The 16,493-nt window shown below is 71.9% G+C and carries 18 protein-coding genes; 4 read left to right on the top strand and 14 right to left on the bottom strand.

Features of this window, described 5'->3' with window-relative positions; translation table 11 throughout:
- Nucleotides 1–87 precede the first annotated feature (87 nt).
- Nucleotides 88–759 (top strand): class I SAM-dependent methyltransferase, encoded by a 672-nt coding sequence (locus tag BJ961_RS02870; RefSeq protein WP_271319744.1) that lies wholly within the window; start codon nt 88–90, stop codon nt 757–759.
- Between the two features lie 26 nt (nt 760–785).
- Here the strand turns inward: BJ961_RS02870 and BJ961_RS02865 are convergent, their stop codons facing one another.
- Nucleotides 786–2,714 (bottom strand): AMP-dependent synthetase/ligase, encoded by a 1,929-nt coding sequence (locus tag BJ961_RS02865; RefSeq protein WP_271319743.1) that lies wholly within the window; start codon nt 2,712–2,714, stop codon nt 786–788.
- Nucleotides 2,715–2,937: 223 nt separating this feature from the next.
- Entirely contained in the window at nt 2,938–4,224 is a 1,287-nt protein-coding gene (locus BJ961_RS02860) for an acetyl-CoA C-acetyltransferase (protein WP_271319742.1), read from the bottom strand.
- 162 nt (nt 4,225–4,386) lie between these two features.
- Between BJ961_RS02860 and BJ961_RS02855 the strand changes: the two genes are divergently transcribed.
- Together BJ961_RS02855 and BJ961_RS02850 are read left to right on the top strand one after the other, a co-directional pair.
- Entirely contained in the window at nt 4,387–5,679 is a 1,293-nt protein-coding gene (locus BJ961_RS02855) for a 3-oxoacyl-ACP reductase (RefSeq protein WP_271319741.1), read from the top strand.
- Nucleotides 5,679–6,572 (top strand): MaoC/PaaZ C-terminal domain-containing protein, encoded by an 894-nt coding sequence (locus tag BJ961_RS02850; protein ID WP_271319740.1) that lies wholly within the window; start codon nt 5,679–5,681, stop codon nt 6,570–6,572. Before BJ961_RS02855 ends, BJ961_RS02850 begins: the two co-directional genes overlap by 1 nt.
- Here the strand turns inward: BJ961_RS02850 and BJ961_RS02845 are convergent.
- From BJ961_RS02845 to BJ961_RS02800, 11 genes are all read right to left on the bottom strand, one after another.
- Nucleotides 6,557–7,300: a TetR/AcrR family transcriptional regulator gene (locus BJ961_RS02845; RefSeq protein WP_271319739.1), complete on the bottom strand. Its 744-nt coding sequence runs from the start codon at nt 7,298–7,300 to the stop codon at nt 6,557–6,559. The two genes, BJ961_RS02850 and BJ961_RS02845, sit on opposite strands and share 16 nt — an antisense overlap.
- 71 nt (nt 7,301–7,371) lie before the next feature.
- The gene (locus BJ961_RS02840; RefSeq protein ID WP_271319738.1) at nt 7,372–8,703 is read right to left on the bottom strand and encodes a dicarboxylate/amino acid:cation symporter; all 1,332 of its coding nucleotides are present in this window, start codon (nt 8,701–8,703) and stop codon (nt 7,372–7,374) included.
- Nucleotides 8,704–8,776: 73 nt separating this feature from the next.
- Entirely contained in the window at nt 8,777–8,878 is a 102-nt protein-coding gene (locus tag BJ961_RS35955; RefSeq protein ID WP_309546884.1) for a putative leader peptide, read from the bottom strand.
- Nucleotides 8,879–9,018: 140 nt separating this feature from the next.
- Nucleotides 9,019–9,327 (bottom strand): DUF4229 domain-containing protein, encoded by a 309-nt coding sequence (locus BJ961_RS02835; protein ID WP_271319737.1) that lies wholly within the window; start codon nt 9,325–9,327, stop codon nt 9,019–9,021.
- A gap of 82 nt (nt 9,328–9,409) precedes the next feature.
- A complete protein-coding gene (locus tag BJ961_RS02830) occupies nt 9,410–9,934 on the bottom strand; it encodes a GNAT family N-acetyltransferase (RefSeq protein WP_271319736.1) in 525 nt (174 codons plus the stop codon).
- Nucleotides 9,935–9,950: 16 nt separating this feature from the next.
- Entirely contained in the window at nt 9,951–10,592 is a 642-nt protein-coding gene (locus tag BJ961_RS02825; RefSeq protein ID WP_271319735.1) for a UdgX family uracil-DNA binding protein, read from the bottom strand.
- 179 nt (nt 10,593–10,771) lie between these two features.
- The gene (gene mqnE, locus BJ961_RS02820; RefSeq protein ID WP_271319734.1) at nt 10,772–11,935 is read right to left on the bottom strand and encodes an aminofutalosine synthase MqnE; all 1,164 of its coding nucleotides are present in this window, start codon (nt 11,933–11,935) and stop codon (nt 10,772–10,774) included.
- A 44-nt stretch (nt 11,936–11,979) separates the two neighbouring features.
- Nucleotides 11,980–12,438, bottom strand: a complete 459-nt coding sequence (locus tag BJ961_RS02815; RefSeq protein ID WP_007443788.1) for an Lrp/AsnC family transcriptional regulator — start codon at nt 12,436–12,438, stop codon at nt 11,980–11,982.
- 78 nt (nt 12,439–12,516) lie between these two features.
- Nucleotides 12,517–13,167 (bottom strand): UbiX family flavin prenyltransferase, encoded by a 651-nt coding sequence (locus tag BJ961_RS02810; protein ID WP_271416947.1) that lies wholly within the window; start codon nt 13,165–13,167, stop codon nt 12,517–12,519.
- A gap of 55 nt (nt 13,168–13,222) precedes the next feature.
- Nucleotides 13,223–14,128: a menaquinone biosynthesis prenyltransferase MqnP gene (mqnP, locus tag BJ961_RS02805; protein ID WP_271319733.1), complete on the bottom strand. Its 906-nt coding sequence runs from the start codon at nt 14,126–14,128 to the stop codon at nt 13,223–13,225.
- The gene (locus tag BJ961_RS02800; protein WP_271319732.1) at nt 14,125–15,582 is read right to left on the bottom strand and encodes a menaquinone biosynthesis decarboxylase; all 1,458 of its coding nucleotides are present in this window, start codon (nt 15,580–15,582) and stop codon (nt 14,125–14,127) included. The genes mqnP and BJ961_RS02800 overlap by 4 nt, the downstream gene beginning before the upstream one ends.
- An 87-nt stretch (nt 15,583–15,669) precedes the next feature.
- On the opposite strand from BJ961_RS02800, the gene BJ961_RS02795 reads away from it, so the two are divergent.
- On the top strand, nt 15,670–15,996 hold the full coding sequence (locus BJ961_RS02795) for a PLD nuclease N-terminal domain-containing protein (RefSeq protein WP_271416946.1): 327 nt from the start codon (nt 15,670–15,672) through the stop codon (nt 15,994–15,996).
- A gap of 9 nt (nt 15,997–16,005) precedes the next feature.
- Here the strand turns inward: BJ961_RS02795 and BJ961_RS02790 are convergent, their stop codons facing one another.
- Nucleotides 16,006–16,413, bottom strand: a complete 408-nt coding sequence (locus BJ961_RS02790) for a VOC family protein (protein ID WP_271319731.1) — start codon at nt 16,411–16,413, stop codon at nt 16,006–16,008.
- Nucleotides 16,414–16,493: the final 80 nt, after the last annotated feature.

The following is a 16,493-nucleotide window of genomic DNA, read 5'->3' as shown; positions in this document are numbered from 1 at the left end:
AGTACCCAAGGAGCCCCGCGCCGGTGTCGGCGACGGGGCTCCTGCCCTTTTCGGCCGACTGTCGGTGGCCGCCGCTAGGGTCCCGCCATGACTGACGCGCCCCGCACCGACGACACCCGCACCGATCCCGCCTTCGTGGCCACCACCCGGACCTTCTACGACGCCGTCGCCGAGGACTACCACGCCCGCTTCCGCACCGTGCTCGACGACGCCCCGCTGGACCGGGCGCTGATGGGCGCCTTCGCCGAGCTGGTGGGGCCCGAGGGGCAGGTGGCCGACCTCGGCTGCGGGCCCGGCCGGGTCACCGCGCACCTGGCCTCGCTGGGCCTGCGGGTCTTCGGCCTCGACCTCTCCGCGTCCATGCTCGCGATCGCGCGTCGCGAGAACCCGGGGCTGCGCTTCGAGCAGGGGTCCATGCTGGAGCTGGACCTGCCCGACGGCGCGCTCGCGGGGGCGGTCTCCTGGTACTCGTCGATCCACACGCCGTGGGAGCGGCTGCCGGACCTCTTCGGCGAGGTGCGGCGCGTACTGGCCCCGGGCGGGCACCTGCTGCTCGGGTTCCAGGTCGGTGACGAGCCCAACCACCACGACCGCCCGTGGGGCCACCCGGTCGCCCTGGACTTCGAACGGCGGCGCCCGGAGCCGATGGCGGAGCTGCTGGAGCACGCCGGGTTCACGGTGCTGTCCCGGACGGTGCGGATCACCGAGGGGACCACCGTCGCCCGGGTCCCGCAGGCGTTCCTCATCGCCCGCCGCTGAGCCGCCCCCGCGTCTCCCCGTACGCCCTACGTCTCGTACAGGCCCTCCACCGCCCCCGCGAAGTCCCGCATGATCACCTCGCGCCGCAGTTTCATCGAGGGGGTCAGATGGCCCTCCCACTCGGTGAAGTCCCTGGGCAGGACGGCGAAGCGGCGGATGGACTCCGGGCGGGAGACCAGCTTGTTGGCCTCGTCGACGGCGCGTTGGAGCACCGCGTGGACCTCCTCGTCGTCGGTCAGCAGCTCGGGGGGCACCGGGTGCTTGCCGTTCATGCGGCGCCAGTGGGTGAGGCCGTCGGCGTCGAGGGTGAAGAGGGCACAGACGTAGGGGCGGCGGTCGCCCAGGACGATGCACTGGGAGATCAGGGGGTGGGAGCGCAGCCAGTTCTCCAGCGGGGCCGGGGCGACGCTCTTGCCGCCCGCGGTGATCAGCAGCTCCTTCTTGCGGCCGGTGATCGTCAGGTAGCCCTCGTCGTCCAGGCTGCCGATGTCCCCGGTGGCGAACCAGCCCTCGGGGGCGGCCTGGACGACGCCGCCGGCCTGCGGGTCCCAGTAGCCGTGCAGGACCTGGTCGCCGGCGACGAGGACCTCGCCGTCGGCGGCGATCCGGATGCGGGTGCCGGGCAGCGGCCAGCCGACCGTGCCCAGGCGCGGCTTGAGCGGGGGCGTGACGGTGGCCGCGGCCGTGGTCTCGGTGAGGCCGTAGCCCTCGAAGATCTCGATGCCCGCTCCGGCGTAGAAGGCGGCCAGGCGGCGGCCGAGCGGGGAGCCGCCGCAGATGGCGTACTTGACCCGGCCGCCCATGGCGGCCCGGATCTTCCGGTAGACCAGCGGGTCGTAGAAGGAGCGGGCCGTCTTCAGGCCCCGGCCGGGGCCGCCGCCGGTGCCGGTCTGGCGGGCCTCCTTGGCCTCGCCGTAGCGCACCGCCACCGAGACGGCGCGGTCGAAGGCCGGGGCCCGGCCGCCGGACTCGGCCTTGGCGCGGGCGGTGTTGAAGACCTTCTCCAGCATGTACGGGATGGTCAGCAGGCAGGTCGGGCGGAAGGCGGCCAGGTCCGGGAGCAGGTCCTGGGGCTTCAGGCTCGGCGCGTGGCCGAGGCGGACCCTGGCGCGGACGCAGGCCACGGCGACCATGCGGCCGAAGACGTGCGACATGGGGAGGAAGAGCAGGATCGAGGGCTCCTCGCCGGTCTCCGCCTTGAAGACCGGGTAGAGCAGCTCGATCGCGTTGTCGACCTCGGCGAAGAAGTTGCCGTGGGTGAGCACGCAGCCCTTGGGGCGGCCGGTGGTGCCGGAGGTGTAGATCAGGGTGGCCAGGGTGCTCGGGCCGAGCATGCCGCGGCGCACCTCCACCTCCGCGTCGGGCACCCGCGCGCCCAGCTCGGCCAGCCGCTCCACGTGTCCCTTCTCCATGACCCACAGGTGGGCGAGGTCGGGTATGCGGTCCAGTTCGGGGCCGAGGGCGGCGGCCTGCGCGGTGGTCTCGGTGACCAGGGTGACGGCGCCGGAGTCCTGGAGGATCCAGCGGGTCTGGAAGAGCGATGAGGTGGGGTAGACCGGGACGGTGACCAGTCCCGCCGCCCACGCGGCGAAGTCCAGCAGCGTCCACTCGTACGTCGTCCGCGCCATGATCGCGATGCGGTCGCCCGGCAGCAGACCCTCGGCGATCATGCCCTTGGCCACCGCCCGCACCTGCCCGGCGAACTCGGCCGCCGTCACGTCGGACCAGTCTCCGTCCGGCGACCTGCGGCTGAGGACGACCTGGCCCGGGACCGCCGCCGCGTTGTCGAACGGCAGGTCGGCGAGCGAGCCGCGGCGCACCGGGGGCGCGAACGGCGGTACGTACGCCTCCCGTACGGTCCCGTCCAGCATCCGCGTCTCGGGCGCCACCAGGGTGGGGCCGGGCGAGTCGGCGTAGGCGGCGGACGCGGCGAAGGAGGGAAGGGGGGTGGACACGGGCGGCTCCTGGGACGTGCGGCAAAGACCCTGCGTCTGCTGTCGCTGCTCTGCTGCATGACGTACGTGCCTCGCGCGCCGAGGCGTTCATCGCCGGTTCCGCGGACAGGGGCTGCCGACGGTCAGTTCCGGGATCGTACGGCGCCCACGTGGGGGGTTGGTGCGTGTTCGGGGTCGGTCCCGCGCCGGAAGTGTGCAGTCCTGGGAGTTACCTGAAGGTACGTCACGTTCGTTCCAGTATCGCCGTGACGCCCTGCCCGCCCGCCGCGCAGACGGAGATCAGCCCGCGCCCCGGTCCCTCCCGCTCGGCGAGCAGCGTGGCCAGGGTCGCCACGATGCGGGCGCCGGTGGCGGCGAAGGGATGGCCGGTGGCGAGGGAGGAGCCTGCCACGTTCAGGCGGGACCGGTCCACCGGGGCCAGGCCGCGCTTCTCCCAGGCGGCCAGCGTGGCCAGGACCTGGGAGGCGAACGCCTCGTGGATCTCGACGAGGTCGAAGTCCCCGATCCCCAGCCCGGCCCGCTCCAGCATCCGCGGCACCGCGTACGCCGGGGCCATCAGCAGCCCGTCCTCGCCGCCGGCCACGTCCCCGCCGGCGAAGTCCACGGCCGCCGTCTCGTACGCCGTGAGGTACGCGAGGGGTTCGACGCCTCGCGCCCGGGCCCACTCCTCGCTCGCCAGCAGGACCGTCGCGGCGCCGTCCGTCAGGGGCGTGGAGTTGCCCGCCGTCATGGTGGGGCCGGGTGCGTCGAGGCCGAACACCGGCTTCAGCGCGGCGAGTTTCCCGACCGTCGAGCCGGGGCGCAGGTTCTGGTCGCGGTCCAGGCCCCTGAAGGGGACCACCAGGTCCCGGAAGAGGCCGCGTTCGTACGCCGCCGCCAGCCGCTGATGGCTCGTGGCGGCCAACGCGTCCTGTTCTTCGCGGGGGATGCCCCAGGCGCGTGCGGTCACCGCGGCGTGCTCGCCCATCGAGAGGCCGGTGCGCGGTTCGGCGTTGCGGGGGATGTCGGGGACGAGGTGCCCCGGGCGGATTCCGGCCAGGGCCTTCGCCCGTCCGCCGAGGCTCTTGGCCCGGCGGGCCTCCAGGAGGATGCGGCGCAGGCGGTCGTTGACGCCGAGCGGGGCGTCGCTCGCCGTGTCCGCGCCGCCCGCGACCGCCGACTCGGTCTGGCCGAGGGCGATCTTGTTGGCGGCGGCGATCACGGCCTGGAGTCCGGTGCCGCAGGCCTGCTGGACGTCGTAGGCGGGGGTGCGCGGGTCGAGGGCCGAGCCGAGGACCGTCTCGCGGGCGAGGTTGAAGTCACGGCTGTGCTTGAGCACCGCCCCGGCCACGAACTCGCCGACCGCGCCGGGCTCCTGGAGTCCGTACCGCTCGACCAGGCCGTCGAGGGCCGCGGTGAGCATCTCCTGGTTGGAGGCGGTGGCGTACGGCCCGTCGGAACGGGCGAAGGGGACGCGCGTGCCGCCGAGGACCGCTACGCGGCGCGTGGGCCGCGGTGCCAGAGGGCTCATCTCGACCTGCTCCTCACCCGTGACATAGGATTACCTCCGGTAACCTTACTCCAGAGTAAGCAGTTGTGGGCGTCGCGGGCACGACCGCCGGCCTCTGGACACTCCCCCACGCTCGAACACGCTCGCGCGGGGGGACCCCCATCAGCCGCCTGGGAGACAGACATGGCCGACCGCTATCTCAGCTTCACCGGCACCGCGCCCGGCCGTTTCCTCACCCGCCGGCTGGGCCTGCCGCAGCCCGCGGAACTCCGGCGCGACACCCTCGACGGGGGCCTGCTCCACCTCACCGCCGGCAAGACGGACCTCGGCCTCGCCCCCGTCCTGGCCCGCACGGGCCTCACCCGGGACGAGGACGGCCGCCCCGCCGCCGTCGTCCTCGACGCCACCGGCGTACGGGACGTCGACGCGCTCGCCGGGGTGCACGCCGCCCTGCACCCCGTCGTACGGTCCGTCGCGGCGAGCGGCCGCGTGGTCGTGCTCGGCGCCCCCCTCGACCCGGCCGACCACCACCAGGCCGCCGTCCAGCAGGCGTTGGAGGGCTTCACCCGCTCGCTGGGCAAGGAGATCGGACGCGGCAGGACCGTCAACCTCGTACGCCTCACCGACCCCTGCGCCGCCGAGTCCACCCTGCGCTTCCTCCTCTCCCCCGCCTCCGCCTACGTCAGCGGCCAGGTGATCGAGGTCGGGGCCGCGGGCGGCGGCACGGAACCCGACGACTGGGCGCTGCCCCTGGCCGGGCGCACCGCCCTGGTCACCGGCGCCGCACGGGGCATCGGCGCGGCGGTCGCCGAGACACTGGCCGGGCAGGGCGCCCAGGTCGTCGTCCTGGACGTACCGCAGGCCGAGGACGAGGCACGCCGGGCCGCCGAACGCCTCGGGGGCACCGCCCTCGCGCTCGACATCACGGCCCCGGACGCGGGTGAGCGCATCGCCGCCGCGCTGCCCGGCGGACTCGACGTCCTCATCCACAACGCGGGCGTCACCCGCGACCGGCGCCTGGTCAACATGCCCGCCGAACGCTGGAGTTCCGTGCTCGACGTCAACCTCGCGAGCGTCCTGCGCACCACCGACGCGCTGCTCGCGGCGGGCGCGGTCAACCGGGGCGGCCGGATCGTGGCGACCGCCTCCATCGCGGGGCTGGCGGGCAACGCGGGACAGACCAACTACGGTGCGAGCAAGGCGGGCATCGTCGGCCTGGTCCGTGCCCTCGCGCCCCGCGCGCGCGACGCGCACGGGGTGACGGTGAACGCGGTGGCGCCGGGCTTCATCGAGACGAAGATGACGGCGGCGGTCCCGCTGTTCATCCGTGAGGCCGGCCGCCGCATGAACTCCCTCGGCCAGGGCGGCCTGCCCGTCGACGTCGCCCGGACCACCGCCTGGCTCGCGCACCCGGCCTCCGGCGCCGTCAACGGCCAGGTCGTACGGGTCTGCGGCCAGAGCCTGCTGGGGGCGTGATGACCACGGCCCCGACGACCAGCACCCTGCCCGGCGTCCCCGCCCTCGCGCCGCTCCTCGTCCGCGGCGCACTGCTGTCGCCGCTCAGGCGCCCCCGCCCGGACGCGGACTTCCCCCGCACCCGGCTCGTCCTGCCCGGCCTGCGCGTCGACCTCGCGCGGCTGGCGGCGTACGAGCGGGTGTGCGGCTTCCCGACCGGCGCGGACGCGCTTCCGCCGACGTATCCGCACGTGCTGGGCTTCCCGATGGCCATGCGCCTGATGAGCGGCCGGGGCTTCCCGCTGCCGCTGCTCGGGCTCGTCCACACGTCCCTCGCCATCACCCGGCGGGCCGCCGTGCCCGCGAGCGCCGTGTACGAACTCACCACGTACGTCGAGGGACTCGCCCCGCACCGGCGCGGCACCGAGGCGTCGGTGGTCACGGAGCTGCGCGCCGGGACGGACCTCGTGTGGGAGTCCCGCAGCACGTACCTCGCCCGGCACCGCACGACCGCCCGGCCGCCCGCCGAGGAGGCCCCCTCCGCGGGCCGGGAGCCCCTGCCCGCCCGCGCCGAGTGGCGGCTGGCCGGTGACATCGGGCGGCGCTACGGCGCGGCCTCCGGGGACCGCAACCCGATCCACCTGCACCCGCTCACCGCCCGCCTGTTCGGCTTCCCGCGGGCCATCGCGCACGGCATGTGGACCGTCGCCCGGTGCCTCGCCGAGCACGGGACACCGGACGCGGCCGTGGTGCGGGCGGAGTTCCGGGCGCCGGTACCGCTGCCGGGGACGGTGACGTACGGGGCCGAGGCGGGCGGCGAAGGGGGCGGCGCGGGCGGCCGGTTCGAGCTGCGCGGCGGCGAACAGCGGCGGCTGCACCTGTCCGGCGAGGTCCGCCCCTACCCGGCGGCCTGAACCACGGCCTGTGGCGCCGACTCCGGCCCGGATTCGGGTTCCGACTCCGGCCCGGATTCGGGTTCCGACTCCGGCCCGGGTTCGGGTTCCTCCGGCGGGGACCACGGCCGCCCCGCCATCAGGTCGCCCAGTCCGGCCCAGGCGAAGTTCATCAGGGTCGCCGCCGCCTGCTTCGCGGTGACGCCCTCGGTGGCGCCCGCCCAGTCCGCGAGCGACTCGGCGGCGCCGACCAGCGCCTCGGCGAGCCCCGCGACCTCGCCCTCGGGCAGGTGCGGGTCCTGGTGCGCGTCCCGTGCCGCGGCGGCGATCAGCTGCGTCACGAACGCGACGATGTCCTCGCGCATCACCGCCACCTCGGCGGCGAACCGCTCGCCGTGCGTACGGGCGTGCACGTGCAGCACCCGCCAGGCGTCCGGATGGTGCGCGGTGTGGCTGAAGAACGCGCGCAGCCCCGACCAGAGTTGCCCGTCCGCGGACAGCCCCGGAAGCACGCCGGCCCGCACCGCCTCGGTGAGGGCGCGGGCCTCGCGGCGGACGCAGGCGCTGAAGAGGTCGTCCTTCGAGTTCAGGTACAGGTACACCAGCGGCTTGGACACGCCCGCCAGTTCGGCGATCTCGTCCATCGACGCCGCCATGTACCCGCGCCGGCCGAAGACGCTCACGGCGGCGTCCAGCATCTGCTGCTCACGGACCGCACGCGGCATCCGCTTGGTCTTCCCTGCACCCATGCGCATCAGCGTACGGTCCGTGCGGTGTCGATCGGGGCGTCGGCGCGACGCCGACGCCCCGATCGCGCAGGTCAGGCGGCGACCGGAACCGGCTCCGACTCCTGCTTCTCCCGCTCCGGCTCGTCGATCGGCGAGGCGTGCGCCTCGTCGTACGCCTTGCGGTCGAGCAGTCCCTCACGGGCCGAGACGATCACCGGTACGAGAGCCTGGCCCGCGACGTTCGTGGCCGTCCTCATCATGTCCAGGATCGGGTCGATGGCGAGGAGGAGGCCGACGCCCTCCATGGGCAGGCCCAGGGTGGACAGGGTCAGGGTGAGCATGACCGTGGCGCCGGTGAGGCCGGCGGTGGCGGCGGAGCCGACCACCGAGACGAAGGCGATCAGGAGGTAGTCGCCGACGCCGAGCTGGATGTCGAAGATCTGCGCGACGAAGATCGCGGCGATCGCCGGGTAGATCGCGGCGCAGCCGTCCATCTTGGTCGTCGCGCCGAACGGCACGGCGAAGGACGCGTACTCCTTCGGGACGCCGAGGCGCTCGGTGACCTTCTGGGTGAGCGGCATGGTGCCGACGGAGGAGCGGGAGACGAAGGCCAGCTGGATCGCGGGCCAGGCACCCTTGAAGAACTGCAGCGGGCTGGCCTTGGCGACGGTGGCGAGCAGCGTCGGGTACACCACGAACATGACGATCGCGCAGCCGACGTAGATGTCGGCGGTGAAGGTGGCGTACTTGCCGATGAGGTCCCAGCCGTAGGTGGCGATGGCCTTGCCGATGAGGCCGACGGTGCCGAGCGGGGCGAGGCGGATGACCCACCACAGGGCCTTCTGGAGGAGTTCGAGGACCGACTCGCTCAGGTTCAGGATCGGCTGGGCCTTCTCGCCGAGCTGGAGGGCGGCGATACCGGCGACGGCGGCCATGAAGACGATCTGCAGGACGTTCAGCTCGGTGAACGGCGTGATGACGTCGGTCGGCACGATGCCGGTCAGGAAGTCGATCCAGGAACCGGTGTGTTCGGGCTTGGCGCCGTCGGCCGCGGTGAGGCCGGTGCCGGCGCCGGGGTTGGTGACGAGGCCGATGACGAGGCCGATGGCCACCGCGATCAGCGACGTGATCATGAACCAGAGGAGGGTGCGGGACGCCAGGCGGGCCGCGTTGTTGACCTTCCGCAGGTTGGTGATCGAGACGAGGATGGCGAAGAAGACCAGCGGTGCGACGGCCAGCTTCAGCAGGCCGATGAAGGTGTCACCGACCTTCTCCAGGGTGGTGACCAGCCACGATATGTCCTGGCTGCGGGCCAGCCAGCCCAGCAGGACACCGAGGACGAGACCGGCGAGTATCTGGGCCCAGAAGGGCACCTTGAGGTACTTCGTGACCGAGGACACGGAAGACGCTGAGGACACGGACATGCTCCGTAGGGGGGACGGGACGCGGGAAGGGACGCGCTGAGCTGACGTGGGAACGACCGGATGAGGGGGAACGTCAGGGGCGACAGTTCGCGGACGCGCACCGACAGAGGTCCACGTGCAGGCGCGCCACGAGCGCGAGGCGCTGCGGTGTGGTGGGCGCGGCTGCTTGCTTCATGGACACGACTTTAACACCCGTGCTTTGAGACACTCAAAGACATACTTTGAGAGGTGGGAGTGCACTACTGCCCGTACAACGCAAAGCGCCCCGGTTTCCGTTGAATTCGGAAACCGGGGCGTGCGGGTAGGTGACGGACGTTACGAGGTCTGGCCCTGCGCCCCGCGTGCCCGTGCGGCGTCGTCGGCGCCGTCCTCCTGGCCGCGGTTGGCCTCCAGGTTGGCCTTCATGCGGTCCACCCTGCCCACGACCTGCACCGACGCCCGGTCGCGCTCCTTGCGCAGGGCGACGTAGCTGATGGGGGCGGAGAGCAGCAGGGAGAGCAGGAGGATCCACATGCCGTTGGAGTCGCCGAGGCCGCGCGGGAACACTCCGGCGTACACGAGCCCCCAGACGACCACGAGGCAGCCTACGAAGATCCCGAGGCGCATCAGTGTGTAGCGGAGCATCTCAATCCACTCTTCCGTTTCTGGCACAAAGAGGCACTGTCCAGTGAAACATGCCGGGCCGCCGGCCCCGCAGGGGGGTCGCTCAGGTCAGCGGCAGCAGCATGAAGACGTCGTCCCGGTCGTCGCCGGGGGCGACCCGGATGGCGCCAGGCACCCGGCCGACCTCCTTGTAGCCGCAGGACTCGTAGAACCGCTCCAGGCCCAGTCCGCCCCGGCAGGTGAGCCGGATCGCCTCGGTGCCGTCGCAGGTGCGGGCGGCGTCCGCGGCGGCGGCCATCAGGTCCCGGCCGTAGCCACGCCCCTGATGGCGCGGGTGGACCATGACCGTGTAGAGCCACAGCCAGTGCCGCATCAGCCGGTGCGTGTTGAGGGCGAGGAACGCGGTGGCGGCCACCCGCCCCTCCTCGTCGTGGCCGACGAGCAGCCGGGTGCGGCCCTCGGCCATGCCCACCATGTGCTTGACCAGCTCGGGGCGGATGTCCTCCCGCGTCACCGGCGGCACGAAGCCCACGGAGCCGCCCGCGTTGGAGACGTCGGTCCACAGGTCGAGGACGCCGTCGCGGAGGGCGGGGGTGACAGCCGGTTCGAAAGTGAAAGTAAGGGACACCGGACCATGGTAGCCATTACGTGAGGGCGTGTGCGGCCACTTCCAGGTCCGACACCAGTCCCCGGTACGCCGCCTCCCGGTCGTCGGCTCGCAGCACCGCCGACGGGTGCAGGGTCGGGACCAGTCGTTCGGGGCGCCCGTGGATCTCCTCCTCCAGTACCGTGCCGCGCGCCCGGGTGACCCGGAACGACGAGCCGAGCAGCGCCTTGCCGGCGGTGGCGCCCAGCAGCACGATCAGCTCGGGTTCGACGCGGTCCAGCTCGGCGGCCAGCCAGGGGCCGCAGGCGGTCGTCTCCCGCAGGGTGGGCGCCTTGTGGATACGGCGCTTGCGGGGTTCGGCCCGGGTGAACTTGAAGTGCTTGACGGCGTTGGTGACGTACGCGTCCGCGGGGTCGATGCCGGCGTCCGTCAGCGCCCGGTCGAGGAGCTTGCCGGCCGGGCCGACGAAGGGTTTGCCCTGCCGGTCCTCCTGGTCGCCGGGCTGTTCGCCGACGAGCATGACGCGGGCGGACGCCTGGCCGGCGCCGAAGACGGTCTGGGTGGCGTCGCGGTGCAAGGGGCAGCCCCGGCATCCGGCTGCCGCCTCGCGCAGGGCGGGAAGGCCGCCGCGCCTTGGAACGAAAGGTTCTGCGGTGTAAGCGTCCTCGGTACCGGCCATGCGGTGCGGGTACCCGCCGGGGGCGGTTCGGATCCGTGCCGGGTGCGGGTGGGTGGGTGGTTGCTCGCGCAGTTCCCCGCGCCCCTTTCAGGGGCGTCCAGTGCACGTGCCCCGAAAGGGGCGCGGGGAACTGCGCGGCCGGCCCCCACCGGCCGGCAGTCGGAGAACTACCGCGAGATTCACACCCGCATCGGCTGCGGCGCCTCCCGGCGCCCCGGGTCGGCCCCCTCGTACTCCCGGAGGATCTCGTACCGCGTGTTCCGCTCGACCGGCCGGAAGCCCGCGTCGCGGATGAGGTCCAGCAGGTCCTCGCGCGTCAGCTTGTTCGGCGTGCCGAAGTCGTCCGCGTCGTGCGTGATCTTGTACTCGACGACCGAGCCGTCCATGTCGTCGGCGCCGTGCTGGAGGGCCAGCTGGGCGGTCTGGACGCCGTGCATGACCCAGAAGACCTTGACGTGCGGGACGTTGTCGAAGAGGAGGCGGGAGACCGCGAAGGTCTTCAGGGCCTCCGCGCCGGTCGCCATCTGCGTCCGCGCCTGGAGGCGGTTCCTGACCTTGCCGTCCTTCATGTCCACGAAGTCGTGCTGGTAGCGCAGCGGGATGAAGACCTGGAAGCCGCCGGTCTCGTCCTGGAGTTCACGCAGGCGCAGCACGTGGTCCACGCGGTGGCGGGGCTCCTCGATGTGGCCGTAGAGCATGGTGCACGGGGTCTTCAGGCCCTTCTCGTGGGCCAGGCGGTGGATGCGGGACCAGTCCTCCCAGTGGGTGCGGTGGTCGACGATGTGCTGCCGCACCTCCCAGTCGAAGATCTCGGCGCCGCCGCCGGTGAGGGACTCCAGACCGGCGTCGATCAGCTCGTCCAGGATGTCGGAGGCGGACAACCCGGAGATGGTCTCGAAGTGGTGGATCTCGGTGGCCGTGAACGCCTTCAGCGAGACGTCCGGCAGCGCGGCCTTCAGTTCGCGCAGCGAGCGCGGGTAGTAGCGCCACGGCAGGTTGGGGTGCAGGCCGTTGACGATGTGCAGCTCGGTGAGGTTCTCGCCCTCCATCGCCTTGGCGAGCTTCACCGCCTCCTCGATGCGCATCGTGTACGCGTCCTTCTCCCCCGGCTTGCGCTGGAAGGAGCAGTACGCGCAGGACGCGGTGCACACGTTGGTCATGTTGAGGTGGCGGTTGACGTTGAAGTGGACGACGTCGCCGTTCTTCCGCGTCCGCACCTCGTGCGCGAGGCCGCCGAGCCAGGCGAGATCGTCCGACTCGTACAGCGCGATGCCGTCCTCGCGGGTCAGCCGCTCACCGGAGCGGACCTTCTGCTCCAGCTCCCGCTTGAGCCCGGCGTCCATGCGATACCTCTTTCTGAGACAGACGGGTCAACCGTACGCCCCGGTTACTGGACCTCTTCGGGCAGCTCGCCCACCCGGTTCTCCCACTTGGTGGAGAGAACGATGGTGGTACGGGTCCGGGACACGCCCTTGGTGCCCGACAGCCGCCGGATGATGCTCTCCAGGCCGTCCACGTCGGCGGCGCGGACCTTGAGCATGTAGGAGTCGTCACCGGCGATGAACCAGCAGTCCTCGATCTCCCGCAGCTCCTTGAGGCGCTGCGCCACGTCCTCGTGGTCGGCGGCGTCGGAGAGCGAGACACCGATCAGGGCGGTGACGCCGAGACCGAGCGAGGCGGCGTCGACGGTGGCCCGGTAGCCGGTGATGACACCGGCCGCCTCCAGCCGGTTGATGCGGTCGGTGACGCTGGGTCCGGAGAGTCCGACGAGCCGCCCCAGCTCCGCGTAGGAGGCCCGGCCGTTCTCTCTCAGGGCCTGGATGAGCTGCCTGTCCACCGCGTCCATGCGATCGAAGCCTTCCACTGAAGAATTCTGAAGATGTGGGTAACAAACGTGTGGGGGGAGGTCGTACCGCGGCGCCGCTCAGCCGGTGGGGCGGGCCCCGCCGAGGTCGCCGCGCCAGCGGCGGTACAGGTCGTGCCCGACGCCCGCCGCGTCGAGGACGCGTCCGGCGACGAAGTCCACCAGGTCCTGGATGTGCGTCGCCCCCGCGTAGAAGGCCGGGGAGGCGGGCACCACGGCCGCGCCCGCGTCGTCCAGGGTCACCAGGTGCCGCAGCGTCCGGCCGTCCAGCGGGGTCTCCCGTACGGCCACGACGAGCCTGCGCCGCTCCTTGAGGGTCACGCTCGCGGTGCGCTGGAGCAGGTCCTTGGACAGCCCGAGCGCGACACCGGCGACGCAGGCCGTGGACGCGGGCACGATCAGCATGCCCTTCGTCGGGTACGACCCCGAGGACGGCCCGGCCGCGAGGTCGCCCGCGCTCCAGTGCCGTACACCGGAGACGTCCGGGTCGAACGTGTCCGGTTTTCCGTCGGCTCCGCGGGCCAGCCACTCTCGCAGGTCGTGCTGCCAGTGGGCGTCGCGGAAGGAGATGCCGGTCTCGTCGAGCAGGGTGAGCCGCGAGGCCCGGCTGACCACCAGGTCGACGCTCTCGTCGGCGGCGAGCAGCGCGCGCAGCACGGCGGCGGCGTACGGGGTGCCGGACGCCCCGGACACCCCCACGATCCAAGGCACGCGCTGCGTCTGTCCTGGCTTCATGATGCCGAGCCTAGTCGCAGGCTCAGGGTTTTCAGACCGTGAGGCCCCGCACGAGCAGATCCAGCAGCGCGCACACGAAGAGTGCGATGCCGATGAAGCCGTTGACCGAGAAGAACGCCCTGTTGAGGCGGGTCAGGTCGGTGGGGCGGACGATGGTGTGCTCGTAGAGGAAGGCGCCCGCGACGATCAGCAGGCCGAGCCAGAAGAAGACGCCGGCGTCGGTGGCGACGGCGTACCAGGCGAACAGGGCCGTGGTGAGCGTGTGGCAGGCGCGGGCGCCCCAGATCGCGGCCGGGACGCCGAAGCGGGCCGGGACGGACTTCACGCCGACCTGCCGGTCGGTCTCGACGTCCTGGCAGGCGTAGATCAGGTCGAAGCCGCCGATCCAGATGCCGACCGCGAGGCCCAGGATCACGGCCTCCCAGGACCACTCGCCGGTGATCGCCAGCCAGCCGCCGATGGGCCCCATGGCCTGCGCGAGGCCGAGGATGGCCTGCGGGAAGTTCGTGAACCGCTTGCCGTACGGGTAGACCACCATCGGGATCACCGCGACGGGCGCGAGGGCCAGGCAGAGCGGGTTGAGCAGGGCGGCGGCGCCGAGGAACACGACGAGGGCGATCAGCGCGCCGGTCCAGGCGTGCTTGACCGACATGGCGCCGGTGACCAGTTCGCGGTGGGCGGTGCGGGGGTTGCGGGCGTCGATCTCGCGGTCGATGATCCGGTTGACCGCCATCGCGAAGGTGCGCAGGCCCACCATGGCGACGGTGACCAGGAGCAGCCGGCCCCAGTGGATGTTCTCGTCCCACAGGAACATCGCGGTCAGCGCGGCGATGTAGGCGAAGGGCAGCGCGAACACCGAGTGCTCGATCATCACCAGGCGCAGGAACGCCTTGGTGCGCCCCGGCTGCTGCGGCAGGGCGGCGGAAGCCGACGTCACAGTCCGTACTCCTTCCAGCGGCGGTCGACCTTCGCCGCCGTATCCGGGTCGGACAGCACCATGTCCGGCCAGCCCCCGTCGCGGGTGTACCCCTCCTCGGGCAGCTTCCTCGTGGCGTCGATGCCCGCCTTGCCGCCCCAGAACTGCTGGTAGGAGGCGTGGTCGAGGTGGTCGACCGGGCCTTCGACGACGGTGAGGTCACGGCCGTAGTCGGTGTTGCCCAGCGCCCGCCAGGCGACCTCGTGCAGGTCGTGGACGTCGCAGTCGGAGTCGACGACCACGATCAGCTTGGTCAGGGACATCATGTGGGCGCCCCAGATGGCGTGCATCACCTTCTGGGCGTGCTTGGGGTACTTCTTGTCGATCGAGACGATCGCGCAGTTGTGGAAGCCGCCGGCCTCGGGGAGGTGGTAGTCCACGATGTCCGGGACGATGATCTTGAGGAGCGGGAGGAAGAAGCGCTCCGTGGCCTTCCCCAGCGGTCCGTCCTCCGTCGGGGGGCGGCCGACCACGATCGACTGGAGCAGCGGGCGCCTGCGCGTCGTCACGCAGTCGATCTTCAGGGCGGGGAAGGGCTCCTGCGGGGTGTAGAAGCCGGTGTGGTCGCCGAAGGGGCCCTCGGGGAGCATCTCGCCGGGCTCCAGCCAGCCCTCGATGACCACCTCCGCGTGCGCGGGGACCTGGAGTGGGACCGTCTTGCAGTCGACCATCTCGATGCGCTTGCCCTGGAGGAACCCGGCGAAGAGGTACTCGTCGATGTCGCCGGGGAGCGGGGCGGTGGAGGCGTAGGTCACGGCGGGCGGGCAGCCGAAGGCGATGGCGACCGGCAGGCGCTCACCGCGGCGGGCGGCGACCTGGTAGTGGTTGCGGCTGTCCTTGTGGATCTGCCAGTGCATGCCGATGGTGCGCTTGTCGTGGCGCTGGAGCCGGTACAGGCCGAGGTTGCGGATGCCCGTCTCCGGGTCCTTGGTGTGGGTCAGGCCCAGGTTGAAGAAGGAGCCGCCGTCGTCCGGCCAGGTGAAGAGGGCGGGGAGGCGCTCCAGGTCCACGTCGTCGCCGGTGAGGACGGTCTCCTGGACGGGCGCGCTGCCCGGCTTCACCTTCCTCGGCGGTACGTGCGTCATCGTGCCGAGCTTCCCGAACGCCTCGCGCATGCCCACGAAGCCCTGGGGCAGCTCGGGGCGGAGCAGGCCGCCGATCTTGTCCGAGATGTCGCTGTACGCCTTGAGACCGAGGGCCTTGAGCAGGCGGCGGTCGGTGCCGAAGACGTTCATCGCCAGCGGCAGGTCGGAGCCCTTCACGTTCTCGAAGAGCAACGCGGGGCCGCCGGCCTTGTTCACCCGGTCGACGATCTCCCCGACCTCCAGGTACGGGTCCACCTCGGCCTTGATGCGCTTGAGGTCGCCCTCGCGCTCCAGCGCCCTGAGCAGGGAGCGAAGATCGTCGTAAGCCATGCCGTCCAGTATCCCCGAGCGGCTACCCTTGCCCTGTACCTGGGGGCCATGACGCGTCCCCACCCCTCGCTTGAGCTGGAGAAGCCCATGCTCCGGGTGCTGATGTTCCTCGTGCCACTGGCCCTGAGCGTCTACGCGTTCATCGACTGCATCAGCACGAAGGACGCGGACATCCGCCACATGCCCAAGCCACTGTGGGCGATCCTCGTGCTGCTCTTCCCGCTGGTCGGCTCGATCTCCTGGATCATCGCCGGCAAGAAGCGGCAGCCCGCCGGCTCCTCGCCCCGGCAGGGCGGCGGCGGGCGGCGGCAGTGGGTGGCTCCCGACGACAACCCCGACTTCCTGAAGTCCCTGGGCAAGGACGACGAAGAGGACAAGGACGACGAGGACCGCAGCGGCGGCCGGCGCGACTGAGGGCCGGCGTCAGCGGGGCAGGCCGGCGAACTTCTCGACGGCGGCCGGGGTGACCGGGGTAAAGAGGTTGACCAGGTTGCCGTCGGGGTCGCGGAACAGGAGGGCGCGGTTGCCCCAGGGCATGGTCGTGGGTTCCTTGACGAACTCCGCGACGAAGCCGGTCAGGTTCCGGTGCACGGCGTCCACGTCGTCGACGAGGAACTCGATGATGACGCTGCGGTTGTCGGCCGGGTGGGCCGAGCCGGGGGCGAAGAGCGGCACCGTGCGGGTACCGCCGATCGCGAGGGTGCCCGACGGGGTGGTCAGTTCCGCGAAGTCCTCGGTGGACCACGTCGCCCGCACGCCGGTGACGCGCTCGTAGAACTCGACGAGGCGGGCTACGTCGTCCGTGATGACGCGGACGGAAACGAGGTTCATGGTGTCTCCTGGGGCCGATCCGGTGCTTGCCACCCCACGCTAGGAGGTATACCGGTCACTTTCCGGCCGGTATCGGCGGC

It is taken from the genome of Streptomyces lienomycini (assembly GCF_027947595.1).
In the GTDB taxonomy this organism is placed as follows: Bacteria; Actinomycetota; Actinomycetes; order Streptomycetales; family Streptomycetaceae; genus Streptomyces; species Streptomyces lienomycini.
The sequence above is the reverse complement of the archived record's forward strand: the minus strand, read 5'-3'. Positions and strand labels throughout refer to the sequence as shown.